Source organism: Dactylosporangium sp. NPDC000521 (genome assembly GCF_042898305.1).
Lineage (GTDB): Bacteria > Actinomycetota > Actinomycetes > Mycobacteriales > Micromonosporaceae > Dactylosporangium.
This window is the reverse complement of record NZ_JBIAYW010000010.1, coordinates 320,942-344,733: the sequence shown is the minus strand read 5'-3', so window position 1 is coordinate 344,733 and position 23,792 is coordinate 320,942. Positions and strand designations below refer to the sequence as shown.

The window sequence follows — 23,792 nt, the reverse complement described above, 5'->3', positions numbered from 1 at the left end:
CAACGGCAAGGGCCGGCGGGATCTTCTCCCACCGGCCCTTTCGTGTCTCGTCTCTGGTGCTCGGTGCTCGGTGCTCGGTGCTCCAGTGCTAGGTGGCCCAGTGCTTGCTTCCCGATGACCGGCGCGCTCGGTGCTTCGCCTTCGGCGCTTGGCGTTTCGGTGCCGAGCGGTTCGGGGCGTGGGCGTTTCCGGCCCAGCCGTCTGCCTCCGTTGCCTCGGTTCCGCTCCGTCGCCTCGGCCCTGCCCCCTTGTCCCGGCCCTGCTCCGTCGTCTGCGTCGTTGGGCGTCAGCTGTCCTCGACCTTGTAGAGCACGACGTCGCCCTGCTCCGTGCGGGTCAGGCCGAGGCCGTCGATCGGTGCGTCGATGGCGCGTTCGTACGCGCTGCCGAGGGCCTGGCTGCGGACCACGACGACCGTGCGGATGTGCCGCTCGCGCAGCAGCGCCACCGTCTGCTCGTCGGGGAACTGCTCCATCGTCTGCCGCAGCTCCTGCAGGTCCATCGGCGTGAAGCCGCTGCCGCCGTTGGCGATCTTCGGGAACCCGTCGGTGCTCCACAGCATGACGTTCATGTCGAAGAGCTCGTGGCTGGGCAGCACCATCAGCGGCCCCTGCACCGTGCTCATCGCGATCGGTGTGGTGGGCACCACCGGATGCGGCGTCTCGTGAGTGCCCTCGAACAGCACCAGCATGACGGGGATCAGGGTCAGCAGGCGCGGCAGGAACCCCGCCCGGTCACCCGGCTCCGAGTGGGTCCGGTCGGCGAACAGCTCCACTGCCCGCTCCGCGAACGCGCTCACCGCTCCCGCCGCGAGCAGCGCCAGGAACAGCGTCGTCCACACCACCAGGCGCCCCGAGGTGCGGATGCCGTCGAAGCCCGGCAGCGCCCGGTACAGCGCCAGGTAGCCGAACTCGCCCTCGCCGGGGCCGTGCGTCCCCATCGCGAGCGCCACCGTGCCGATGACGCCGACCAGCATCCAGATGCGGTGCTTGAGCCGCCACGCGGAGACGAACAGTCCGGCGAACGCCAGGCCGTACAAGAAGAAGCCCGGCAGCAGAGCCATCTCCGGCGCCCAGCTCAGCGTGGCACGGGCGCCTTCATACGCGTCGCCCCACAGCCACGACTCCTTCGGCGCGATGAAGAAGCCCTTCAGCGGCGGCGAGAACAGCCCGACGAGCTCCTCGCTGCGCCGCGCATACGGGTGTTCCTTCAGCACCTGCAGGTACGGGTACGCCATCAGCCCGCCGACCACCGAGAAGATCGCCCCGCCGCCGAGGTTGGCGAAGAACAGCTTCCAGCCGAACGGGCGCGTCACGCCCCACTTGCGCACGTGCCGGTAGCCCCAGGAGACCGCGGTGGCGAGCACGGCCAGCAGCAGCGCGTACACGAACGGGATGCCGATGCCGAAGCCCAGACTGATCTGCCATGAGGCGACGAGCCAGCCCGCGAGGACCCAGCCCCAGCGCCGCTTGTCCGGCTGATAGCCGTTGCGCAGCGAGAAGCCGTGGCCGCGAGCGAGCATGGCCAGCGCCAGCGCGATCCCGCCGATCGACAGCACGTGCAGGTGACCCGCCTGGCCCAGCCGGTACGGCGCGTACGCGAACGCGGCACCGGCCACCACCGCACCGGTCGGTCGTGACCCCAGCTGCCGGGCCAGCACGTACGCCCCGAAGAACGCCAGGGCGTAGACGAGGACGTACATGATGTTGTACCGGACGAGCGCCGCCACCGGCCCGCTGCCGAGCATGCCGGCGGGCGCGTAGCCGAGCAGCGTGTCCGAGAACGCGTAGCTGTAGTTCGAGGGGAAGAACGCGTTGGCGTTCCACAATTGCGCCGGATTGGTCGTGAGGATGTGCCCGCCCCACGACATCTGCCAGGCCTGCAGCGTCGGGTCGGCGTAGTCCTGCGGGATCGTCCTGCTCGGGTCCTGCAGCGTCGGCCAGGTCATGACAGCGGCGAGCAGTACGGAGCCCACGGCCGCCATCGTCCACTCGTGCCCGAGGAACTCCCCGACCGCGTTGCCGATGCGCGCCGCCACCCTGCGGGCCTTGCTGGGCTCCTCACCGGGGACGGGTGCGAACGATCCGAACGGGTCCACCTTGACGAGACTGACCCGCTCGCCGCCCTGAGCGGTGGCGCCGTCCGTCTTGCCCGCTTCCCCGGCGGCCGTGCCGCCCTCTGCCTTCGCAGCGCCGGCCTTCGACCTGCCCGCCGATTGCTTCGTGTCGCCGGTCGCCTGGGCGGCGCTGCCGGTCTTGGTGTCTTCCGTGGCCGCCTTGGCGCTGCTCGCCGCCTGCTTGGCGGCCTCGCCGCCGTCCGCCCCCGCGCCGCCTTCCGCCGTCGTGCCGCCTGTTGCGGTCCTGGCGCCTTCCGCCCTCGCGTCGCCTGTTGCGGTCCTGGCGCCTTCCACCGTGGTGCCGCCTGTCGTGGCGTTGGGGCCTTCCGCTCCCGCGTCACCCGTCGCGGCCGTGGTGCGTTCCGGCTCCGTGCCGCCTGTCGCGGCCGTGGCGCCTTCCGCCGCCGTGTCGCCGGCGGCGGACCTCGGCGCGTCGGCCGCCGCTTCTGCGCTGCCGGTCCCGGCCGCCGGCGGCGTGTCCGTCGCTGCCGGCCTGCCATTGCCCGGCGCGGGCTCGCTCGGGGTCAAGGCCGCCGGGCCCCCGGGCTCGGCGGCCGAGGGTCCCGCTTCCGGGTCCTTCTCGGTCTCGGACACGTTGCTCACGCCAGCCGCTCCCGCAGGTAGGTGATGTCAGCGGTCTGCCCCTCGGCGCCGCCGGGCGTCTCGACCAGCGCCGGCGCGCCGGCGGCACGGATCACCGAGACGATCAGGTCGGGGTCGATCTTGCCGGCCGTGAGGTTGTCGTGCCGGTCGCGGCCGGAGTCGAAGGCGTCGCGGGAGTTGTTGGCGTGGATGAGGTCGATCCGGCCGGTGATCGCCTTCACCCGGTCGACGATGTCGAGCAGGTCCTCGCCGGCCGCGTGGGCGTGGCAGGTGTCCAGGCAGAACCCGACCTCATACTCGCCGATCGCGTCCCACAGCCGGGCCAGCGCGTCGAAGCGCCGGGCGCAGGCGTTGTCGCCGCCGGCGGTGTTCTCGATCAGGATCGGGGTGGCGAAGCCGCCCTCGTCGGCCGCGAACGCGAACGTCTTCCGCCAGTTGTCGAACCCGGTGTCGGGCCCTTCCGCCTTCTCGACGTGCCCGCCGTGCACGATCAGACCCTTGGCCCCGACCTTCGCCGCCGCCGACGCGTGGCGGAAGAGCAGCTTGCGGCTGGGGATGCGGATCCTGTTGTTGGACGACGCGACGTTGATCCGGTAGGGCGCGTGGATGTAGACGTCGACGTCGGAGGCGATGAGCGCCTCGGCGTCGGGGCGGTCTTTGGGATCAACCCAGGCCTGCGGGTCGGTCAGGAAGAACTGGACCAGGTCAGCGCCGCGCGCCGCGGCCTCGGCCAGTGGCTCAGCGGGGTCGACGTGAGCACCGATTCGCATGCCGCAGAGCCTACGACGTGGGACCGACAGTTTGCGCGACCCGGGGCCTGGCCTCGGGGGTAACCCGACCGAAGGGTCCGGAATGGCAGGGTTCCGTCACCGTCCTGTCGGCCGCGTCGTTACGCAACTGGGTCGCCCGTGATCGCGTGACCTCGATGGAACGACATCTGATCAATCCTCAACCTTGGATGGCTACCTTGTCTGGACACCGACCGGCACTTCGCGTGGCGGCAGCCGCCGCCGCGTTGTTCGCCGCGGCCCTGACCGTGGGCGCCAGCCCCGTGCATGCCGCCCCCACCACCCCGACCGTCGAGTTCAGCGGCGGGAGCGTGTTGAGCCTGCTGGTGTGCAAGTCGGAGCCCAGCACCGGCAGCGTCTCGGTGCCCGCCGAGTCGCGGATCAACTTCGTCAACCGGCTCGGCCAGGGCGCGACCCTCAAGGTCGACGGCAAGCCCGTCTCGACGGTGCAGCCCAACCAGGCGGTGCCGGTCGTCTTCAAGAAGGGCCCGGTCGATGTCGCCATGACGTTCTCCTGCGGCGTCGGCGTGGTCGAGCAGTTCAAGCCGGTCTCCGTCGGGGTCACCCCGCCGCCCGCCGCGCCCGCCGCCAACCCGGGCGCGGGCCAGGGCGGTCAGGCAGGCCGGCCGACCTCCACCGGCGGCCCGGCGGGTGCCGCCGCCGCGGCGGCGAACAAGGCCATCAACCCTTCGTCGGGCACGCGCTCGACCCGGAAGCCGTCGACGAACGCCTCGGGCTCCACGGGTGAGGCGGACGGCACCGAGCCGATCGACCCGTCGCTGCTCGGCCCGGACGCGACCGCGTCGCCCGCGCCGGCCGCCGCCGCGAACCCGAGCGCGTCCACGGACGAGCGGGTATACGTGGAGGAACCTGTCGCCGCGAGCGGCCCGGCCACCAACGCCCCGACGGGCCTGCTGGCGCTTGTCGCGACGGTCTGCGTGGTCGGTGTTGGAATCGCCGCAATTCGGGCTATTATTGCTCAGCGGTCATTACGCGCTAGCTACGCGTAAGGTACAATTGGGTAGCTCCGCGGGGCGCCGTCATCCAACGCACCGGTGTGGTCGTTCCTCCCCAGGTCCCACCCAGAGAAGCGGATGACGCGCCCCGCGGTCTTTTCATGTACACGCACCGTGTACTCTTGCTCGGTCTGCCGTCCATCGGACGGCAGACGACGCACGACCTCCTGCCGCGGATGGACCGCGGCCGCTCAGCCCGTAGGAGGTGAGAACGTCTTGCGTCATTACGAAATCATGGTGATCCTCGATGGAAGTCTCGAGGAGCGCACCGTCGCACCGTCGCTCGACACGTATCTGAACGTGATCCGGACGTCGGGTGGCTCGGTGGAGAAGCTCGACGTGTGGGGCCGCCGGCGCCTCTCGTACGAGATCAACAAGAAGACCGAGGGCATCTACGCCGTCATCGACCTCCAGGCATCGCCGGAGTCGGTGGCAGAGCTGGACCGTCAGCTGCGGCTCAACGAGTCCGTGCTGCGCACCAAGGTCATCCGGCCCGAGGTCCGCTAAGCGGATCCGGGCGAGATCGACCTGCTTCGCCCGCCGCACGTCACCGGGAATTGTCATACCCCTGTGACAAGGTGGGCCATACCCCAGTGCGCGAGGAGTTGACTCGATATGGCAGCAGGAGACACCACGATCACGGTCATCGGCAACCTGACCGACGACCCCGAGTTGCGCTTCACTCCGTCTGGTGCGGCTGTGGCCAAGTTCCGGGTGGCATCCACCCCCCGGTTCCTGGACAAGAACACCAACGAGTGGAAGGACGGCGAATCGCTGTTCCTGTCCTGCACGGTGTGGCGCCAGGCGGCTGAGAATGTCGCCGAGTCGCTGCAGCGTGGAACCCGCGTGATCGTCTCCGGTCGCCTGAAGCAGCGGAGTTACGAGACTCGCGAGGGCGAGAAGCGCACCGTCATCGAGCTTGAGGTCGACGAGATCGGCCCCTCGCTGCGCAACGCGACTGCCAAGGTGCAGAAGATGCAGCGCTCCGGTGGCAGTGGCGGCTTCGGCGCTTCTGGTGGTGGCGGCGGCAACAGCGGTGGCGGCGGGTTCAGCGATGACCCATGGGCCAGCGCGGCGCCGGCGAACGCCTCCAGTGGTGGCGGCAGGTCGAACTCATCCTTCGACGACGAGCCCCCGTTCTAATGGCATCAGGAGCAAGAGCAATGGCGAAGGCTGCGGCCCTGCGCAAACCGAAGAAGAAGGTGAACCCTCTCGACAAGGAGGGCATCGCCTACATCGACTACAAGGACACCGCGCTGCTGCGGAAGTTCATCTCCGACCGCGGCAAGATCCGCGCTCGGCGGGTGACCGGCGTGACCGCTCAGCAGCAGCGGCAGATCGCGCGTGCCGTCAAGAACGCGCGCGAGATGGCGCTGCTCCCCTACACCGCGACCGCGCGATAAGGGGAGGCTGACATGAAGATCATCCTGAAGCAGGAGGTCTCCGGTCTCGGGACCCCCGGCGACGTGGTTGAGGTCAAGGACGGCTACGGGCGTAACTACCTGCTCCCGCAGGGCTACGCGATCCCGTGGACCAAGGGTGGCGAGAAGCAGATCGCGACCATCAAGCGCGCCCGTGGGGCTCGCGAGATCCGCGACCTGGGCCACGCCAACGAGGTCAAGGCCCAGCTGGAGAACCTGACCGTCAAGCTGGCCGTCCGTGCCGGCGAAGGCGGCCGCCTCTACGGCTCGGTCACCCCGGCCGAGGTTGTCGACGCCGTCCAGAAGGCCGGCGGTCCGACCCTCGACAAGCGTCGCCTCGAGCTGCCCGGCCACGTGAAGTCGGTCGGTGACTACAAGGTGCAGATCAAGCTGCACCCCGAGGTCGCCGCCAGCTTCACGCTGAAGGTCACGGCCGCCAAGTAACACCACGCGGCAACACGAAAGGGCCCGTCCTGCAGGACGGGCCCTTTCGCTGTCCCCCTACCGGTAGAGCTTCGTCGCCGCCCGGATCACGTCGGCGAGCTCCGCGACCTGCTTGTCCCCCTCGGACAGGCCCTCGGCGAGCCGCAGCAGATCATCGAGCCGGACCTCCCCGGCGTACTGGCTGGACCGCAGCACCTCGGCGAAGTAGGCCGCCGTGTAGCAGACCTGCATCCGCGGCCCCGCCTCTGTGAACTCACGGTCCAGCGACGCCACCGTCACCGACACGTTCTGCTCGCTCGGCTCCCGTGTCTTCGGGTCCTGCCAGCGCACCCGCACATCCGCCAGATGCCCCTCCGCACCCGCGCGAAGGTGCAGCGCGTACAGCGCCGTCACCGAATGACCGGGGCCCACCTCGCCACCGTCGACCCGGTCGTTACGGAACGCCGATGCCGAGAGCGTGCGGTTCTCGTAGCCGATCAGCCGGTACGACATGACCGCCGCCGGATCGAACTCCACCTGCGCCTTCGCGTCCAGCGCCCGCACCGACAACGTCGCCGGCAGCTGCTCGACGAAGACCTTGTTCGCCTCGGCGGTGCTGCTGACGTAGACGACGTAGCCGTCGCCCTTGTCGGCGAGCTCCTCCATGAACCTGTCGCCGTAGTCGCTGCCGACCCCGACCCCCATCATCGTGATCTGCTTCGCCGCCGCCTCCTGTACCTCGCGGACCAGGGGTGCGGCGCTCGTCGTGCCGACGTTCGGAAGGCCGTCGGAGAGCAGGATGACCCGGTTGGTCGCACCCTGCCGGAAGCTCTTGCGCGCCGTCTCGTAGCCGAGCCGCAGCCCCGCCTGCAGGTTCGTGCTCCCCGACACCCGCAACCGGTCGATCGCCCCGTGCAGCGCCGAACGGTCCCGGACCGGCGTCATCTGCCGCAGCACCTCCGCGTCGTCGGAGTAGGCGACCAGCGCCACCGAGTCCGTGGTGCGCAACTGATCCACCAACGTGTGCAGGCCGCTCTTGACCAGGTCGAGCTTGCCCGGCTCCGCCATCGAACCGGACACGTCCACGACGAACGTCAACGACGCGTCGAGGCGTTGCCCCTCGGGCTCCGCTCTCGTCTGCAGCCCCACACGCAGCAACCGGGCCGAATCACTGGCGTTGCTGTGCGTCTTCGGCAGCCGGGCGCCGTCCGTGGCGACCGCGAAACCGTCGCCGGACGGCTGCCGGTACCCCTGCTGGAACGAATTCACGAACTCCTCGGGCCGGATCGTGCCCGCCGCCGGACGCTGCCCCGCCAGCAACTGCCGCTTCGCGTAGCCGTAGGACGCCGTGTCCACATCGACCGCGAACGTCGACACCGGCTGGCTCGACGCCGCCTGCTCGCCGGGCGCCTCGTCCGCCGCGCCGCCGGTGATCGCCGGACCGGGCTGGCCGCCCTGCGGGTTCATCGTCGCCGGGGCCTTCTCGTAGCTGGCGCTGTCGTCATTTCCCGCTGCACCGCACGCCGCCAGGCACAACGCGGCGATCACGGCCACGGCGACGGCACGGAACTGGCTGACCATGGAAGCCTCCCTGAAAGGTGTTTGGCCAGTCAGACGACGACCCACCTCCGAGCGGCTCCGAGCGTAACCGGACAGAGACCCAAGCGTGAGTATCGGTGATCAGCTCGCAAGGATGCTGTGACCGGTCGAAGGGAACCGATCCGGCCGGCCCTGCGTCGCGCGTCACCCCCTGGAGGGGCAGCCGCCATCATCCGTCCAGCCGTCGGTCACGTCACCCGATCAGGCGACTATTTTTCACACACAGGCTGTGGATTGTGTACGCGCAGCTCAGGGCCCCTTTGAGGATCCCGCCGGCGAAGTTTTCCACAGGCTTGTGCACAACTGATCCCCCGTTTGTGGACAGTGGTCCACAGGTTGTCCGCAGGGTTGTCCACCGGCTAGTTTTGACGAACGCCAGTCGCTCCATACCGTTGCGCGGGGCGCTCCACGTCTTCCGAGGCGCGCCGCGAGGTTTTGTCATACCCGCGAGGTCTACTGATGCGTGGGGGTATGACGTTGGAGGGGCGAATGTCGATCACCGAAGACAGGCGAAGCGATCCATGGGACGACGCGGCCCCGGCCGAGCCGCGCCGGCGGCCGTCCAAGGACCAGGACCAGGAATCTGAGCGCCCCTCCGGCGGCGCCGAGACCTTCGAGCGCACCCCGCCGCAGGACGTCGCCGCCGAGCAGAGCGTCCTCGGCGGCATGCTGCTGTCCAAGGACGCCATCGCCGACGTCGTCGAGATCCTCAAGTCTCACGACTTCTACCGGCCCAACCACACCATCGTCTTCGACGCGATCCTCGACCTGTATGGCCGCGGCGAGCCCGCCGACGCCGTCACGGTCGCCGCGGCTCTGACCGACGCGGGCGAGATCGCCAAGGTCGGCGGCGCCGCATACCTCCACACCCTCATGGCGGCCGTGCCCACCGCCGCCAACGCCTCCTACTACGCCCGCATCGTCGCCGAGCGCGCCGTCCTGCGCCGCGTCATCGAGGCCGGCACCCGCATCGTCCAGCTCGGCTATGGCTCCGCCGGCCCCGGCGGCCGCGACGTCGACGACGTCGTCGACCTGGCCCAGCAGGCCATCTACGACGTCACCGAGAAGCGCGTCAGCGAGGACTTCGCCGTCCTCGCCGAGGTGCTCCAGCCCACCCTCGACGAGATCGAGGCCGTCGGCGCCCAGGGCGGCGTCATGACCGGCGTCCCCACCGGCTTCCAAGACCTCGACCGCCTGCTCAACGGCCTGCACCCCGGCCAGCTCATCATCGTGGCCGGCCGCCCCGGCCTCGGGAAGGCGCTGGCGCTCGACACTCCCCTGCCGACGCCCGACGGCTGGACGACGATGGGGGACGTCAGGGCCGGCGACCAGCTGCTGGGTGCCGACGGCCGGCCGACCACGATCGTCAACGCGTTCGAGGTCCTGCACGGCCGTCCGTGCTTCGAGGTGGAGTTCTCCGACGGCAGCGTGATCGTCGCCGATGCGGAGCACCTCTGGAAGACGATCACGAGGGCGGCGCGACGCCAGCATGCTGAAGCCGCGCAGACGCCGCAGTGGCCGGAAGCCGCCCGGGCCGAGGTGGGCGCGATCTTCGCCACGGCGATGGCCGGCCCCGATTCGCTGCTGACCTTGGGCGAGGCGGTCGAGCCGGTCGGACCTCGGTTCCGGCATGCGCCGCATGGCGTGGCCAGCGAGGTCGGCACGTCGGCCGACGTCGTGCGCGAATATCAGCGTGCCGGCAAGCAATGGCGTCGTTCCATTCAGGCATATTCCAAGCACGCGCTGCTGACGACGCTGCACCGGCGGGTCAACAGGACCATGAACGCCGAGACGACGGTCAGGCACGACGGGGTCGTGACCACGCAGGACATCGCCGACACCCTCCGGTGTCCGATGGACGGCCGCCTCAACCACGCCGTTGAGAACTGCAGGCCCCTGCAGCTTCCGGACAAGGACCTGCCGGTGCCGCCCTACACGCTCGGTGCGTGGCTCGGCGACGGCCATTCCGCGGCTGGTCGCATCACCACCGACGATCCAGAGATCGTCGGCAACATCGCAGCCGACGGGTTCGAGATCAGGCCGAGCTCGGCACATCCGATGCTGTATGGCATCGGTCGAGCGGGCGATCACGGTCCCGCGCTGGTCCAAAGCCTCCGGCGGCTCGGTGTCCTCGACAACAAGCACATCCCGTCCGAGTACCTGCGCGGATCGGAGCAGCAGCGACGCGCGCTCCTTGCCGGCCTGCTGGATACCGACGGCACCGTGACGACCACGGGCAATGCGCAGTTCACGTCGACCTCGGCCCGGCTTGCGGGCGATGTCCGGGAGCTGGTGGTCAGTCTCGGCTACCGGTGCACCATGACGACGAGACCGGTTCAGGGCCGGACGCCGGCCAGCTCGATCGCCTACACCCTGAACTTCACCACGGCCGACGAGCTGTTCCGGTCGGGTCGGAAGCGCGCCACGCACCAGTCACGACGGCGGACCACCAGCACGTCGAGGACGGGTTCCAGGTACATCGTCGACGTAAGGCCAGTGGCGAGTGTTCCGGTCCGCTGCGTGCAGGTCGACAACGACGACCACATGTATCTGGCCGGGCGCTCGATGATCCCGACCCACAACTCCACCGCCGCGATGGACTTCAGCCGGGCGGCGTCGGTGAAGCACAACATGGCCAGCGCGATCTTCAGCCTGGAGATGTCCAAGGTCGAGATCGTCATGCGACTGCTCTCGGCCGAGGCTCGGGTGCCGCTGCACGTGCTGAGGTCCGGGCAGCTGTCCGACGACGACTGGACCAAGCTGGCGCGGCGGATGGGCGAGATCAGCGAGGCGCCGCTGTTCGTCGACGACACGCCCAACATGAACCTGATGGAGATCCGGGCCAAGGCACGCCGGCTCAAGCAGCGGCACGACCTGAAGCTGATCATCGTCGACTATCTGCAGCTGATGACGAGCCCGAAGCGGACCGAGAGCCGGCAGCAGGAGGTCGCGGACCTGTCGCGTGGCCTGAAGCTGCTGGCCAAGGAGGTCGAGTGCCCGGTGGTCGCGGTCAGTCAGCTGAACCGTGGACCCGAGCAGCGCACCGACAAGCGCCCGCAGCTGTCCGACCTGCGTGAATCAGGATCGATTGAGCAGGATGCGGACGTTGTCATCCTTTTGCACCGTGACGACTATTACGACAAGGAGTCGCCACGGGCGGGTGAGGCCGACTTCATCGTGGCCAAGCACCGAAACGGCCCGACCGACACGATCACGGTGGCGGCGCAGCTGCACCTGTCCCGCTTCGTCGACATGGCGATCTGACAGAGGGGGCCTGCGGCGTTCGAAGAGGCCGTGTCGCGGCGCGGCGGGAGATGCCGTCATGGCAGCTCGGCGCCGGACTGAGGCGGCGCACCCGCAGAGGGCACCTGCTCAGCCGTCGTCTGGGGAATCGCCGCGGCTGGGTCTCGTCTGGCGATGCGCGCATGCCGGCGGTGTCTGCGGAGGTGTCGTCCGGAGCGCTCGGCTGCGGACGCTTCACGGTCGATGCCGTCCGGCGACGGCTGATGGTGTCGGCGGGTGTCGTTCGGAGCGCTCGGCTGCAGGTGTGGGCCGACCTTGCGGCCAGTGCGTTCTGAGATGCGTTGATGGTGGCCGTCGGCGGCGCGTGTGGGCTGCGTCGATGGCAGCGGCGGGCCGGGATGCCTGGGCTGCGTTGACGGCAGCAGCGGGTCGGGATGCCTGGGCTGCGTTGACGGCAGCAGCGGGTCGGGATGCCTGGGCTGCGTTGACAGCAGCGGCGGTCGGGGTGCCTGGGCTGCGTTGACGGCAGCAGCGGGTCGGGATGCCTGGGCTGCGTTGACAGCAGCGGCGGTCGGGATGCCTGGGCTGCGTCGACGGCAGCGGCGGGTCGGGGTGTCTGGGCTGCGTTGACGGCGGCAGCGGGTCGGGGCGTGACGGTAGCGGTGGGCGGAGTGTCCGGAGCGCTCAGGTGCGGCTGAGGATGCGGGCGACCTCGGTGTCGGGGACCTGGCGGAAGTCGTCGTAGTAGCGGCTGACGGCGCCGAAGAAGTCGGAGGTCACGGGGCAGACGACCTCGTCGGCGAGGGCGGTCAGGCGGCGGACGGCCGGGGTGGCGCCGACGGGGACGGCGAGCACGACGCGGGCGGCGGACAGGGCACGGGCCACGGTGACGGCCGCGCCTGCGGTGGCGCCGGTGGCCAGGCCGTCGTCGATGATGAGGGCGACCCGGCCGGTGAGGTCGAGCGGAGGGCGGCCGAGGCGGAAGAGGCGGTCGCGGCGGCGGAGTTCGGCGGTTTCGTGGCGGATGACGGGAGCCATCTCCTCTGGGGCGAGGCGGATCTCCTGGTTGAGGACCTGCACGTCGCAGGGGCCGATAGCGCCGAAGGCGACCTCTGGCGACCAGGGCACGCCGAGCTTGCGCACGACCAGCGCGTCGAGCGGGACGCGGAGCCGCGTGGCGACCTCGGCGGCGACCGGAATCCCGCCGCGGACCAGGCCGAGGGCGATGACGTCTGGCCGGTCGGCGTAGCCGGTGAGGAGGTCAGCGAGGGCGGCACCTGCCTCGCTGCGGTCCCTGAAGGCCATGCTTCCTGTGTACGCCCGGAGTGCGGCGGCCGGCCAGCACCCCCCGGCCAGGTCGCCGCCGGATGGTCGTACAAGAGCGAACGAAAGGCGCTGGTCAAGGGCTGCCGAGCGAGGACGGCGCCGACGCCGGGGCAGGTGTGGGGGTCGGCCAGCGGCCACCCGGCGCTGAGGCGTGCAGGGACCACCACAGGGCGGCGAAGGCGGCCGGGTAGAGCAGGTAGCCGAAGCGGGTCGACGGGATCAGCATGATGGCCGCGGTCAGGCCGACGGCGATGACCAGGGCGGCGGCGGCAGTGGTCCGGGGCGGGCGGCGCAGGAGCCAGACGCCGATGGCAAGCCCGGCGGCGACCAGCAGCGACAGCGCGATCGTGCGGCCGGCCGGCGCGGACGAGGCGATGAGGTGGCCGGGCAGCGGCGACTGGGCAGGGCTGGTGACCAGACCGTGGCCGGAGGGGAAGCGCAGGACGTTTTCGACGAAGGCGGAGGGTGCGACCGCCAGCGCCGGCAGCATCACGAGCAGCGGCAGGCCGAACGCGAAGGCCGCGAAGCAGAGGGTGCGGCGGCGAAGTGGGAGGGCGAACGCCACCAGTACCAACGCCGCGGGGAGAGCGAAGAGTTTGAGCGCGCCGGCGAGCCCGATCGCGATGCCGGCGGCGACCCAGCGGTGCTTGGCGGTGAAGGCCATGGCGAGCAGGGAGAGGCTGAGCACGGGTAGGTCGTCGCCGCCGGTGGTGAGGGTGAGGGTGCAGATCGGCAGGACGGCGACGGACTGTGCGACGAGGACGAGGCCGGGTGGGGCGACCAGGTCGGCGAGCAGCCGCAGGGTCCAGAGCAGCGCGGCGACGGTGGCGACGAGGAACCAGATCCGGGCGTCGGTCCACCAGTGGACGCCGAAGAGCGCCCGGGGGATGCCGAAGATCGACATGCCGGGTTGGTACGGGGAGTAGCCCAGCAACCGCTCCGGTTCGGGGAGCGCGGCGATGTCGGGGCGGTCGAGGTAGGGCGTGCCGGTGTCGAGGAGGCGCCGGCCCATCTGCTCGACGACGAGGACCTCTTCCTGCGCGCGGTCGGTGCGGCCGCCGGCGCGCTGGACGGCCTGCGTGACGAGGGGCACGACCGTGACGGCGGCGAAGACCAGGGATGTGAGCAGCAGGCGGCGGAGGACGACGAACGTGATCAGGAAGGCGGCCGCGTAGCCCCACCAGGCGGTCGCGCCCCACGCGCGGTGCGGCAGCAGGGTCGACGTCAAGGCGGTGAGCAGGGCGAAGGCGGCCGACAGCCCGTACAGGACGGCGTCGCTGATCGAGAAGCGTGGCGAGGTGGCTATGGGGTCCATTCTTGCCCGGGCTCGACGGTGGCGGAGCGGCGGGACCGGCGGTTGCGCGGGAGGCGGATCACGGTGTCGGTGTCGTGCAGGGGCGGCGCGAGGCAGCCGGGCTGGCCGTCGTGGCCGCGGCGCAGGGCGGTGAGGAGCCGGTCGGCGGGCATGGCGCGGGCGAAGAGGTGGCCCTGGCCGGCGGGGCAGCCGAGCTCCCAGAGCTGCTGGCGCTGGTCCTCGCGTTCGATGCCTTCGGCGACGACGACCAGGCCGAGGCTGCGGCCGAGGTCGATGGTGGAGCGGACGACGGCACCGGGGGCGGAGGCGTTCATGGCGGCGACGAAGCTGCGGTCGATCTTGAGCTCGTCGACGGCGACGCGGGCGAGGGTGGCCAGCGAGGAGAAGCCGGTGCCGAAGTCGTCGAGGGCGAGCCGGATGCCCTGGTCGCGCAGGGCGGCGAGGACGTCGTCGACGACCTCGAGCTTGCTGAGCGTCACGGACTCGGTGAGCTCGATGATGAGCGAGGAGGACTGGACGCCGCGCGCGGCGAGGCGGCGGGCGACGGCGTCGGGGAACGACGGGTCGAGCAGGCTGCGGGGCGACACGTTGACGGCGACCGGGATGGGGTGGCCGGCGTCGGCCCACTGCGAGACGGCGATCAGGGCCTGGTCGAGGACGGCGTCGGCGAACGCGGACAGCTGCCCGGAGCGTTCGATCGCGGGCAGGAACCGGTCGGGCGCGAGGTCGCCGCGGTCGGGGTGGTGCCAGCGGGTGAGCGCTTCGGCGGCGATGACCTGGCCGGTGGCGAGGTCGACGATCGGCTGGAAGTTGACGACGAACTGGCCTTCGGCGACGGCGCGGGCGAGGTCGCCGCCGAGGGTGAGGGTGCCGATGTCGGCGGTGTCGCGGGCGTGCGCGTAGACGACGACCCGCTGGCCGTCCTGTTTCGCCTGGTACATGGCGACGTCGGCGCGCCGGAGCAGCTCGCCGATGGTGCCGCCGCTGGCGGTCGTGACGCCGCAGCTCGCCTCGACGCTGATGCGCATGTCGTCGAGGTGGATGGGCGGGGCGAGGGCGTCGAGGATCGCGTGGGCGCGCATCTCGGCGAGGGCGGGCGCGCTGAGGTTGGCGAGGATGACGGCGAACTCGTCGCCGCCGAACCGTGCGACGAGGTCGCCCTCGCGGACGGCGGCGGAGAGGCGTTCGCCGACGGTGATCAGCACGCGGTCGCCGGCGGAGTGCCCGAGGGTGTCGTTGACCTCTTTGAAGTGGTTGAGGTCGATGAGCAGGACGCCGACGATGCCCTGGGCGAGGACCTCGTCGCCGTACTGCTGCAGCTTGCGCCGGTTGGCGAGCCGGGTGAGGGGGTCCTGGGCGGCGGCGCGGGCGTGGCTGTCGGCGAGGCGCTGCGTCTCGGCGAAGGTGGAGGCGTTGCGGATCGCGGTGCACAGCGCGGCGGCGAACGTGTGCAGCGTGTACCCCTCGCGCTCGGTGAGTTTGACCGGTGCGCGGAAGCGCAGGCGCAGCTCGCCGAGGTCGGCGTCGCCGCGGTAGCTCTCCAGGCTGATCGGGATGACGAAGCCGCTCGCCGGCGGCGCGTCCTCGGGGGTGCCGTCGTAGAGGATGTCGCGGCCGTTGCTGCGCACGAGGCGGGTCTCGCCGGTCGGCGGGCGGATCTGGACCTCGACCTCGTCGGTGGAGAAGAGGGCGGCGGCCTTGCGGACGGCGGCGTGCAGGACGGCGGTCTGGTCGACGGAGTTGAACTCGTCGGTCGCCTCGGCGAGCCGCTGCCAGGCCTCGTTGCCCTGGCGGGCGCGGATCCGGTTGCCGGAGGCGAGGTGGATGCACCACAGCAGCAGCGGCAGGATCGCCAGGAGCCATTCGCTGATGTCGTACGCGATGACGGTGGCCACGGCGATGACGAACGCGCCGACGTGCGCGACGGCCAGGTTGCCCCAGTCGGCGAGGAGGCGCTGCCGGTACGACGTGTGGGTGAGCATCGCGAACAGGGCCTTGGACACGAGCTCGTCGATGACGGTGTACGCGACGGAGGCGGCCACGGTGGCGATCAGCACGCTGCCGAGCGGCCCGACGTCGTCCGGATCGGCCAGGATCGGCTGGAACCCCACGGCGGCCACGGCGAGTGTCGCGGCGGTGCTGTTGAGCACCTCTTTGCCGACGTTGAAACTGATCTTCACCGGCACGTGCGCCATGTTGAGCAACTGGTCGATGAGCTTGCCCGCGGCGACGGAGATGATCACGAACGGGGCCGGCAGGAAGACCGCTGCCAGGATGATGACGGCGGAAACGGGCGTCCAGCCGTGGATCGTCGAGCGGATCCGCATCTGAATCCGCATGTATCCGCAGATGATGACCAGCGCGGTCGGCAGCGGCAGGACGAGGATCAGGCCACCGTGGCCCGTGATCAGCCACAACGCCGCGACGATGGCGATGCCCGCACCGACGACGACGGGACCAACGAGACGCCAGGGGCGCCAGTTGGTCGCGTCGTCGGTGCCTATCGGTCTCTGCATCGCGGTCTGTTCATCGTGACCGATGGGCGTGTCTCTCTGTCAAGGCCGAGCTTTTACATCCAATCGTGTCCACGCATTTTTGCCCCCTTAGGTCGTTTCGCGGGTCCGATCCCCCGTTTCGCCAATGACATCGATATGTATCGAACTCGCTGGCGTTGAACGAAGCCTAGGGGTGCATACGCAAGTTGCCTATCCCTATTTGTCCGTCGGCTCACAGTTTGCGAAGAACGGCAGGGCTTGTCATATTTTGGTAACGTGAAAGTGACTCTCCGTGTAGCTGAATCGACGCACCTTCTCCCTAGCGTGCATGATCAAATCCAATATCAGGCGGCGATCGATAGGGTGATGTGGTGGCACATGAACTGACCCACGTCGACCGGACCGGCGCGGCCCGGATGGTGGACGTCGCCGGCAAGGAAATCACCGCCCGACGTGCGGTTGCTGCTGGTTCCGTCCGCACCACGGCGGATGTAATAGCGTTGCTGCACGACGGTGCGTTACCTAAAGGTGACGCTTTGGCGGTCGCTCGGATCGCCGGAATCATGGGTGCCAAACGCACGCCTGATCTCATCCCCTTATGTCATCCGATTGCCCTTCATGGGGTGACCGTGGACTTGACGCTGAGTGACGACTCTGTTGACATTGCGGTGACGACCCGGACGGCCGACCGCACCGGCGTCGAGATGGAGGCCCTCACCGCGGTCGCCGCCGCAGGCCTGGCCCTCATCGACATGATCAAGGCGGTCGACCCGGCGGCCTCGCTGGAAGGCGTGCGGGTGCTGCGCAAGGAAGGCGGCAAGACCGGACTGTGGGAGCGCAGCGCATGAAGGCCGTCGTGATCGTGGCGTCCAACCGGGCGTCCGCCGGCGTGTACGCCGACACCAGCGGCCCCGTCCTCGTCGCCGGCCTCCGCGAGCTGGGCTGCGACGTCGGCGACCCGGTCGTCGTCCCCGACGGACCACCCGTTGAGGAAGCGCTGCGGGCCGCGGTCGCCGGCGGTGCCGACGTGGTCGTGACCAGCGGAGGCACCGGCGTCACGCCGACCGATGCCACCCCGGAGATGACCCGCCGGGTGCTCGACTACGAGGTGCCGGGCATCGCGGAGGCCATCCGGGCCGCGGGCGCGGCCAAGGTGCCGACCGCGATCCTGTCCCGCGGGCTCAGCGGAGTCGCCGGGCGCACCCTCATCGTCAATCTCCCGGGCTCCAAGGGTGGCGCCAAGGACGGTCTTGCCGTGCTCGGGCCGGTCCTGGCGCACGCCGTCGACCAGCTCCGCGGCGGCGATCACTGACGGTCTAGGCTCGACGCGTGACGTTACCGATCGCGTGGGTCGACGCCCGCGAGGCGGTGTTCGAGGCCGGCTCGGCGGTCGCTTCGGGTGCCGTGCCCGTCCCCCTCGCCGAGTCCGACGGCCTCACGCTGGCCGAGCCGCTGACCACGCTCACCGCGCTGCCGGCGTTCCCCACCTCGAGCGTCGACGGCTGGGCCGTCCGCGGCGCCGCGCCCTGGCGGATCACCGGCCGGGTCCTCGCCGGTGATGTCGCGCAGCCGCTGACGGCCGACGGCACCTGCGTGGAGATCGCGACCGGCGGCATGGTGCCCGAAGGCACCGACCACGTCGTGCGCATCGAGGACTCCAAGGTCGACGGCGACCAGGTCCTGTCCGGCGAGCCGCGCAAGGTCCCCGACTGGCGGCTGATCGGTGAGGAGGCCGCCCTCGGCGATGAGCTGCTGCCCGCCGGCGCGCCGATCACCCCCGGCGTCATCGGCCTCGCGGCCGCCTGCGGCTACGACACGCTGCTCTGCCGCCCCAAGCCGCGCAGCGCGCTGCTGGTCTTCGGCGACGAGCTGCTGACCGCCGGCGTGCCGGGCGCCGGCCGGGTCCGCGACGCGCTCGGCCCCTCGCTGCCCTCGTGGCTGCGCCGCGCCGGCACGGAGGTCGTCCACCACCGCGCGCCGGTCGCGGACACCCTCGAGGACCACGTCGCCGCGCTGAAGGCCGCCGTCGACGCCGGCGCGGAGGTCATCTGCACCACCGGCGGCACCATGCACGGGCCCGTCGACCACCTGCACCCGGCGCTCGCCGAGCTCGGCGCCACCTATGTCGTCAACACGGTGGCCGTGCGGCCCGGATTCCCGATGCTGGTGGCGCAGCTGCCCGGCGGACAGTTCGTGGCGGGGCTCCCCGGCAACCCACAGTCCACCTTCGTCGCGTTGGTGTCATTGGTACTGCCATTGCTCGCCGGACTTGCCGGCCGTCCCCGGCCCGTGCACTCGACGGTCAGCCTGGGCGCCGACATCCCCGGACGGGGTGACTTCACCCATCTCGCGCTGGTGCGCCGCGACCCGGTGGATGGACTGGCCTATCCGGTCGCGCACGCGGGGTCTTCGATGCTACGCGGGCTGGCCAACTCGATCGGATTCGCCGTCATCCCGCCCGGAGGGCGCGGACTCGCGGGGACGCCGGCGCAGCTCGTACCACTGCCGATGCTGGATGGGGAGCGGGTGTGACCGACCGAATCACGGTCCTCGTGACCGGCGAGCCGATCGACGTGACGTCGCACGAGCTGGCGGTCGCCGACCGCGCGGCCGGAGCGGTCGTGTCCTTCGCCGGCGTGGTGCGCGACCACGACGGCGGACGTGGGGTCGTCGAGCTGGAGTACGAGGGGCACCCCAGCGCCGGCGACGTCCTCGCGGAGATCGCGGCCGAGATCGCGGCCGAGCCCGCCGTGCACGCGCTCGCCGTGTCGCACCGGGTGGGGCGGCTGGAGATCGGCGACGTGGCGCTGGCCGCGGCGATCTCCACGTCGCACCGGGCGGACGCGTTCGTGCTCTGCGCACGGCTCGTCGACGAGGTGAAGGCGCGGCTCCCGGTGTGGAAGCGGCAGGTCTTCACCGACGGCGAGGAGGAATGGGTCAACTGCCCTTAGGGCTCTGTCCAATCACGGGAGCTTCCTGGCCAGGCGGGCAATTCGGGCGTCGCGCTGTGCCGAGTTGACGACGTGCTTCGCCTCGCGCTGCGCCGTGTGGACGGCGTGCCTGGCCTCGCGTCTCGCCGCTCGTGCGGCGTGGCCGGCCTCGCGTTTCGCCGTCTGTGCGGTGTGGCTGGCCTCGCGCCTCGCACGCGCGGCGGTGCTGCGCGCCCGCCAGGCGATACTGGGGCGGCCCTCGTTGTCCAGCGCGGCGAAGAGCAGGCCGCCCACCAGGCCGAGGTTCTTTAGGAAGTTGATCCGCTGCTGGTTGCGCTGCACCGGGTCCTCGACCTCCCAGAACGCGTGACCCGCCAGCGTCGTCGGCACCAGCGACCCCGCCAGCACCAGCGCCGCGGGGGTCGTCGCGCGGCCGGTGGCCAGCAGGATCCCGCCGGCGACCTGGGCGGCACCGTTCACCCGCACCAGCGTCTCCGCGTCGGTCGGCAGGCTCGGGTGCACCGCCTTCAACGCCGGCTCCAACCGGTCCGTGACCGGCCTGGCCGTGTCGGCGAGCTTCGCCGGGGCACGCAGCGCGGCCCAGCCTTGAATCACGAAAATCGCGGCGAGCATCGAGCGTGCTGCCGTGCGCACGGGTCTCATGCCCCGGCTCATACCCAGCCGAGGAATGTCGTACCCCCTCACTACGCTTCGCAGCATGACCGAACCTTCGACGGAGACGACGGTCTGGACCACCGACCAGGTGATGGCGCTCGCCCCTGACGCGTCCGCCCAGCGGGCGGCCCGGGGCATGGCCGGCGACCGCGCCTGGCTGGAGTCGGGGCTCAGCGCCACCGACGAGCTGCCACCGACGATCTGGGGCCTCTGCCAGGGCAGCGGCAGCACGCCGTACCAGACGGCCGTCGATCTGACCGAGCCCGCGTTCAAGTGCACGTGCCCGAGCCGCAAGTTCCCTTGCAAGCACTCTCTCGGCCTGCTGCTGCGCTGGTCCGCGGGGAGCGTCACCGACGCCACCGCGCCCGGCTGGGTCCAGGAGTGGCAGTCCTCGCGCGCTTCCCGGCGTGCTGCGGCGGCGGCTCCTTCTGCCGGCTCCGGTTCGGGCCCCGGCTCGGGCTCCGTCGAGGGGGCTGCGGGCGGTGGCAGGGCTTTGCCGGGGGAGAAGGCGCAGGCCCGCCGGGCCGACCGGATCTCCGCCGGTCTTGACGAGCTCGACCGCTGGCTGGCCGACCAGGCCCGTGCGGGGCTCGCCGGCGTCGCCAAGAGCGGCTATGCGCACTGGGACACGATGGCCGCCCGGCTCGTCGACGCCCAGGCCGCGGGGGCGGCCGGCATCCTGCGCCGCACCTCGGCCGTCACCGGCTCCCCCGAGCGGCTCCTCGGCGAGCTCGCCCGCCTCCACCTGCTCGTCGGTGGCTATCGGCGGCTCGCGGAGCTGCCCGACGACCTGGCGGCCAGTGTCCGCATGCGCGTCGGCCTGCCCATCGCGACCGAGACCGTGCTCGCCGGCCCCACGCTGCGTGACCGCTGGCAGATCCACGGCGTCCGCGACGAGATCGAGGACCAGCTCACCGTCCGCCGGGCCTGGCTGCGCGGCGCCTCGACGCTGCGCCCCGTGCTCGTGCTGTCCTTCGCCGTCGCCGGCCAGTCCATCCCGGTCGATCTGCTTCCCGGCACCGAGCTCGACGCGGACGTCTGCCTCTACCCGGGCGGCCAGCCGGCGCGGGCGCTGATCGCCAAGCGCCACGCTCCGCCCGCCCGCATGCACACCGTCGCCGGCGCCGCCGGCATCGAGCCCAACCTGCGCGCCCACGCCGCCGCTCTCGCCGAAGACCCCTGGCTCGACTACTGGCCGATGACTCTCGACGCCGTCTGCCCCACCCGCGACGCCGGTGCCTGGCACCTCGTCGACCCGTCCGGCTCCGCGCTCCCCCTCGACCCGGCCGCCGGCGACCCGTGGCGCCTCCTCGCCATCACCGCCGGCCGCCCCACCATCGTCACCGGCGAATGGTCCGCGGGCGGCCTGCGCCCCCTCGGCGCCTGGTCCGAAGGCCGGCTGGTCCGCCTATGACGTGCCGAGTCTTCACCTCCACCCGGTCCGCCGCGACCGGGCGTGCGGCGCTCACCTTGAGCGCTTTCGCCGGCCTGGTGTGGTCGCCGTGCGCCCGGGAGCGTCTGGCTCAGATGCGGTCCGCGCCCGCGTCAGTGGCTGGTGGGGAAGCTTCCCGGGGCTCGCCCTCCGTCGGCGTCGCGGCGGGGTGTCCGGTGACTGTCAATGGCTCGTGTCGGGCACGGGTGCGGGTGGCTGGGCTGTGGCCGGGGGCTGGTGTTGCCGCGTCTTCGTCACGGTGCTCTGCAGGTGGCGCTGTGGCTGGGCGGTGGTCGGAGGTTGGTGTGCCCACGTCTTCGTCACGGCGCTCGGCAGGCGGTGGCACGGTTCGGGCACAGTTGCCCGGGGCGGGCGCGGCTGAGCGCTTGTCGCGGTGGTTGTCAGGTGGTGGCGTAGTGGGAGCGCAGTTGCCGGTGGCTGGCGCGGCTGAGCACTCGTCGCGCTGGTTGTCGGGTGGTGGCGTGGTGGGAGCGCAGTTGCCTGGGGCTGTTGCGGCTGAGTGGTTGTCAGGTGATGGCGGGTTCCGGGCGTCACGGCGTTCGTCGGGTGGTGGCGTGGTGGGAGCGCAGTTGCCGGTGGTTGCTGCGGCTGAGTGCTTGTCGCGGTGGTCGCGGGGTGGCGGCGCCGCAATCCGGGCGTCACGGCGTTCGTCGGGTGGTGGCGTGGCTCGGGGACAGTTGTCCATGGTTGTCGCGGTCGAGCGCTCGTCGTGGTGGTTGCCGGGTGACGGCGCCGCGTTCTGGGCACTGTCGTCGGTGGATGGTGCCGCCGTGTCCTTGTCGCTGCCGTCCATGGCGGCGCGGGCGGCGGGCGGGGTCGCGTGCGGGGGATGGCCGGTGGGGCTCGACCTTGGTGAGGGGGAGGCGTCGTGAGCGAGCTTCCGGAGTGGGGGGACGTCCTGGCGACCGCGCTGGTCGGCACGCAGCGGCGGCACCTGGCCGCGGGTGATGGGGATCCGGCCGAGGTGCTGCTCGACGCGGCGGCGGCGTTGACGATGTACCGGCGGGCCGGGGTCGCGGCGCGGGCAGGGGTGCCGGTGCCCGCGCCCGCGCCCGACGACTCGGGGATTCCGCTGGTGCCCTGGCCTGCCTCGGCGCGGGCGGCGGACCTGCTGGCGGTCGACGCGGCGGGGTATGGGTCGAGCAACGCGACTCCCGTACGTGATGCGGACGGGCGACTGGAGCTCCTCGCCGAATGGCTCAGCGCAGTCGGGGCCAGAAGGGTGCCCGGTGAGTTGCTGCCGGCGCTGCTGGAGGTCGGGCGGCGGCACCGGGTCCTGCGGGGGCTGATCGCCTCGGTGGGCGGGCCGCGGGCGGCGTGGCTGGCGGCGCAGCGGCCCGACTGGGGCTACCTGGTCACCACCGCGGTCGACGGGCCGGTCGACGACGGCAGCGCGTGGGAGCTCGGGTCGATCGGGCGGCGGGTGGGGTTCCTGACCACGCTGCGGCGCCGGGACCCTGACGCGGCGCGCGACCTGCTGCGCACGGCCTGGCCCGCCGAGACGCCCGACGACCGGGCCGCACTGCTCGGCGCGATGGCGACCGGGCTGTCCGGCGCCGACGAGCCGATCCTGGAGACCGCGCTCGACGACCGGCGCAAGGAGGTCCGGGCGGCCGCGGTGGAGCTGCTCGCGTTGCTGCCGGACAGCGCGTATGCGCGGCGGATGGCCGAGCGGTCGACGGCGTGCGTGCGGGTCAGCGGCGGGCGGATCATGGTCACGCCGCCGGCTGCCTGCGACAAGGCGATGCGGCGCGACGGGATCACGCCCCGGCCGCCGGTCGGGGTCGGTGAGCGGGCCTGGTGGCTGGAGGAGCTGCTCACGCGGACCCCGCTGCGGGTGTGGGGCGAGCCCGACGAGTTCCTGCGGCTGCCGGTGACCGACGAGTGGGCCGCCGTGCTGCGCCGCGGGCTGGCGCGGGCCGCGGCAGGGCAGCGCGACGCGCGATGGGCGACGGCGCTCACCGGGCAGCTGACCGAAGAGGTCGCGGCCGGTGGGCGGCCAGATGACCGGTTGCTGCTGGAGGCGTTGTACGACGCCCTGCCGTCCGACGCCCTCTCCACGATCGCGGTCGAGGTGCTCCGTCGCGGGCTGGCCGGCGCGGCCGCCGTCGGCGTCGAGCACGTCCTGGAGCTGTGCCCGCGGCCGTGGCCGCCGGCGCTGCTCGAGGCGGTGTTCGCCGCGCTCGACGACCTCGGCGGTCGGCGGTCGGCGGGGTGGCGGCTCGCCGGCCTGTGCGAGCTGGCCGCGCTGCGACTCCCCGCCGACGCCGCGGACCGGGCCGCGAAGCTCGCGTCCGGCCTGGCGTCCGACGACCCGATGTCCTCCATCGTCGGCCGATTCGCCGACACCCTCCGGTTCCGACAAGACATGCTCGAGGAGCTCGCGTGA

20 protein-coding genes are annotated in these 23,792 nt (G+C 71.3%); 13 read left to right on the top strand and 7 right to left on the bottom strand.

Annotated elements, in window-relative coordinates:
• Positions 1-286 precede the first annotated feature (286 nt).
• Together ACFY3L_RS31810 and ACFY3L_RS31805 are read right to left on the bottom strand one after the other, a co-directional pair.
• Entirely contained in the window at positions 287-2,719 is a 2,433-nt protein-coding gene (locus ACFY3L_RS31810) for a hypothetical protein (protein ID WP_389332256.1), read from the bottom strand.
• A complete protein-coding gene (locus tag ACFY3L_RS31805) occupies positions 2,716-3,489 on the bottom strand; it encodes a deoxyribonuclease IV (protein ID WP_389332253.1) in 774 nt (257 codons plus the stop codon). The genes ACFY3L_RS31810 and ACFY3L_RS31805 overlap by 4 nt, the downstream gene beginning before the upstream one ends.
• 224 nt (positions 3,490-3,713) lie before the next feature.
• Between ACFY3L_RS31805 and ACFY3L_RS31800 the strand changes: the two genes are divergently transcribed.
• From ACFY3L_RS31800 to rplI, 5 genes are all read left to right on the top strand, one after another.
• Complete coding sequence (locus tag ACFY3L_RS31800) at positions 3,714-4,517, top strand: hypothetical protein (RefSeq protein WP_389332250.1); 804 nt, start codon at positions 3,714-3,716, stop codon at positions 4,515-4,517.
• Between the two features lie 222 nt (positions 4,518-4,739).
• The gene (rpsF, locus tag ACFY3L_RS31795; RefSeq protein WP_033359943.1) at positions 4,740-5,030 is read left to right on the top strand and encodes a 30S ribosomal protein S6; all 291 of its coding nucleotides are present in this window, start codon (positions 4,740-4,742) and stop codon (positions 5,028-5,030) included.
• Positions 5,031-5,138: 108 nt separating this feature from the next.
• Positions 5,139-5,666 carry a single-stranded DNA-binding protein gene (locus ACFY3L_RS31790; RefSeq protein WP_360572399.1) on the top strand — a complete coding sequence of 176 codons (528 nt, stop codon included), beginning with the start codon at positions 5,139-5,141 and terminating at the stop codon, positions 5,664-5,666.
• A gap of 20 nt (positions 5,667-5,686) precedes the next feature.
• On the top strand, positions 5,687-5,926 hold the full coding sequence (gene rpsR / locus ACFY3L_RS31785) for a 30S ribosomal protein S18 (RefSeq protein ID WP_033359945.1): 240 nt from the start codon (positions 5,687-5,689) through the stop codon (positions 5,924-5,926).
• Between the two features lie 12 nt (positions 5,927-5,938).
• Positions 5,939-6,388: a 50S ribosomal protein L9 gene (gene rplI / locus ACFY3L_RS31780; protein WP_389332247.1), complete on the top strand. Its 450-nt coding sequence runs from the start codon at positions 5,939-5,941 to the stop codon at positions 6,386-6,388.
• 57 nt (positions 6,389-6,445) lie between these two features.
• Here rplI and ACFY3L_RS31775 read toward each other — a convergent pair whose 3' ends face one another.
• On the bottom strand, positions 6,446-7,948 hold the full coding sequence (locus tag ACFY3L_RS31775) for a von Willebrand factor type A domain-containing protein (protein WP_389332244.1): 1,503 nt from the start codon (positions 7,946-7,948) through the stop codon (positions 6,446-6,448).
• A 477-nt stretch (positions 7,949-8,425) separates the two neighbouring features.
• Between ACFY3L_RS31775 and dnaB the strand changes: the two genes are divergently transcribed.
• Positions 8,426-11,230, top strand: coding sequence for a replicative DNA helicase (gene dnaB, locus ACFY3L_RS31770; RefSeq protein WP_389332241.1), 2,805 nt, complete (start codon positions 8,426-8,428; stop codon positions 11,228-11,230).
• A 663-nt stretch (positions 11,231-11,893) separates the two neighbouring features.
• On the opposite strand, the gene ACFY3L_RS31765 is transcribed toward dnaB, so the two are convergent.
• The 3 genes from ACFY3L_RS31765 to ACFY3L_RS31755 form a co-directional block, all read right to left on the bottom strand.
• Positions 11,894-12,514 carry a phosphoribosyltransferase gene (locus tag ACFY3L_RS31765; protein ID WP_389332238.1) on the bottom strand — a complete coding sequence of 207 codons (621 nt, stop codon included), beginning with the start codon at positions 12,512-12,514 and terminating at the stop codon, positions 11,894-11,896.
• Positions 12,515-12,608: 94 nt separating this feature from the next.
• Positions 12,609-13,850 carry a glycosyltransferase family 87 protein gene (locus ACFY3L_RS31760; RefSeq protein ID WP_389332235.1) on the bottom strand — a complete coding sequence of 414 codons (1,242 nt, stop codon included), beginning with the start codon at positions 13,848-13,850 and terminating at the stop codon, positions 12,609-12,611.
• Positions 13,838-16,366: a putative bifunctional diguanylate cyclase/phosphodiesterase gene (locus ACFY3L_RS31755; protein WP_389332232.1), complete on the bottom strand. Its 2,529-nt coding sequence runs from the start codon at positions 16,364-16,366 to the stop codon at positions 13,838-13,840. Before ACFY3L_RS31755 ends, ACFY3L_RS31760 begins: the two co-directional genes overlap by 13 nt.
• Positions 16,367-16,716: 350 nt before the next feature.
• Between ACFY3L_RS31755 and moaC the strand changes: the two genes are divergently transcribed.
• The 4 genes from moaC to ACFY3L_RS31735 are packed head-to-tail and all read left to right on the top strand — an operon-like array spanning position 16,717 to position 19,296.
• Complete coding sequence (moaC, locus tag ACFY3L_RS31750; RefSeq protein ID WP_389332229.1) at positions 16,717-17,193, top strand: cyclic pyranopterin monophosphate synthase MoaC; 477 nt, start codon at positions 16,717-16,719, stop codon at positions 17,191-17,193.
• Complete coding sequence (locus ACFY3L_RS31745; protein ID WP_389332226.1) at positions 17,190-17,657, top strand: molybdenum cofactor biosynthesis protein B; 468 nt, start codon at positions 17,190-17,192, stop codon at positions 17,655-17,657. Before moaC ends, ACFY3L_RS31745 begins: the two co-directional genes overlap by 4 nt.
• Before the next feature lie 17 nt (positions 17,658-17,674).
• Positions 17,675-18,877, top strand: a complete 1,203-nt coding sequence (locus ACFY3L_RS31740; protein WP_389332223.1) for a molybdopterin molybdotransferase MoeA — start codon at positions 17,675-17,677, stop codon at positions 18,875-18,877.
• The gene (locus ACFY3L_RS31735; RefSeq protein WP_389332220.1) at positions 18,874-19,296 is read left to right on the top strand and encodes a molybdenum cofactor biosynthesis protein MoaE; all 423 of its coding nucleotides are present in this window, start codon (positions 18,874-18,876) and stop codon (positions 19,294-19,296) included. Before ACFY3L_RS31740 ends, ACFY3L_RS31735 begins: the two co-directional genes overlap by 4 nt.
• Before the next feature lie 12 nt (positions 19,297-19,308).
• Here ACFY3L_RS31735 and ACFY3L_RS31730 read toward each other — a convergent pair whose 3' ends face one another.
• Positions 19,309-19,908 (bottom strand): DoxX family protein, encoded by a 600-nt coding sequence (locus ACFY3L_RS31730; protein ID WP_389332551.1) that lies wholly within the window; start codon positions 19,906-19,908, stop codon positions 19,309-19,311.
• Between the two features lie 85 nt (positions 19,909-19,993).
• On the opposite strand from ACFY3L_RS31730, the gene ACFY3L_RS31725 reads away from it, so the two are divergent.
• The 3 genes from ACFY3L_RS31725 (at position 19,994) to ACFY3L_RS31715 (ending at position 23,792) form a co-directional block, all read left to right on the top strand.
• Positions 19,994-21,364, top strand: coding sequence for an SWIM zinc finger family protein (locus ACFY3L_RS31725; RefSeq protein ID WP_389332217.1), 1,371 nt, complete (start codon positions 19,994-19,996; stop codon positions 21,362-21,364).
• A gap of 722 nt (positions 21,365-22,086) precedes the next feature.
• Complete coding sequence (locus ACFY3L_RS31720; RefSeq protein WP_389332214.1) at positions 22,087-22,275, top strand: hypothetical protein; 189 nt, start codon at positions 22,087-22,089, stop codon at positions 22,273-22,275.
• Positions 22,272-23,792: a DUF5691 domain-containing protein gene (locus ACFY3L_RS31715; RefSeq protein ID WP_389332211.1), complete on the top strand. Its 1,521-nt coding sequence runs from the start codon at positions 22,272-22,274 to the stop codon at positions 23,790-23,792. Before ACFY3L_RS31720 ends, ACFY3L_RS31715 begins: the two co-directional genes overlap by 4 nt.

What these genes read in the sequence shown, in the direction of transcription:
- ACFY3L_RS31805 (WP_389332253.1), bottom strand. Translation starts at nt 3,489, where the DNA reads ATGCGAATCGGTGCTCACGTCGACCCCGCTGAGCCACTGGCCGAGGCC.
- ACFY3L_RS31790 (WP_360572399.1), top strand. Translation starts at nt 5,139, where the DNA reads ATGGCAGCAGGAGACACCACGATCACGGTCATCGGCAACCTGACCGAC.
- rpsR (WP_033359945.1), top strand. Translation starts at nt 5,687, where the DNA reads ATGGCGAAGGCTGCGGCCCTGCGCAAACCGAAGAAGAAGGTGAACCCT.
- rplI (WP_389332247.1), top strand. Translation starts at nt 5,939, where the DNA reads ATGAAGATCATCCTGAAGCAGGAGGTCTCCGGTCTCGGGACCCCCGGC.
- ACFY3L_RS31775 (WP_389332244.1), bottom strand. Translation starts at nt 7,948, where the DNA reads ATGGTCAGCCAGTTCCGTGCCGTCGCCGTGGCCGTGATCGCCGCGTTG.
- dnaB (WP_389332241.1), top strand. Translation starts at nt 8,426, where the DNA reads ATGCGTGGGGGTATGACGTTGGAGGGGCGAATGTCGATCACCGAAGAC.
- ACFY3L_RS31765 (WP_389332238.1), bottom strand. Translation starts at nt 12,514, where the DNA reads ATGGCCTTCAGGGACCGCAGCGAGGCAGGTGCCGCCCTCGCTGACCTC.
- ACFY3L_RS31760 (WP_389332235.1), bottom strand. Translation starts at nt 13,850, where the DNA reads ATGGACCCCATAGCCACCTCGCCACGCTTCTCGATCAGCGACGCCGTC.
- ACFY3L_RS31755 (WP_389332232.1), bottom strand. Translation starts at nt 16,366, where the DNA reads ATGCAGAGACCGATAGGCACCGACGACGCGACCAACTGGCGCCCCTGG.
- ACFY3L_RS31745 (WP_389332226.1), top strand. Translation starts at nt 17,190, where the DNA reads ATGAAGGCCGTCGTGATCGTGGCGTCCAACCGGGCGTCCGCCGGCGTG.
- ACFY3L_RS31730 (WP_389332551.1), bottom strand. Translation starts at nt 19,908, where the DNA reads ATGCTCGCCGCGATTTTCGTGATTCAAGGCTGGGCCGCGCTGCGTGCC.
- ACFY3L_RS31725 (WP_389332217.1), top strand. Translation starts at nt 19,994, where the DNA reads ATGACCGAACCTTCGACGGAGACGACGGTCTGGACCACCGACCAGGTG.
- ACFY3L_RS31720 (WP_389332214.1), top strand. Translation starts at nt 22,087, where the DNA reads ATGGTTGTCGCGGTCGAGCGCTCGTCGTGGTGGTTGCCGGGTGACGGC.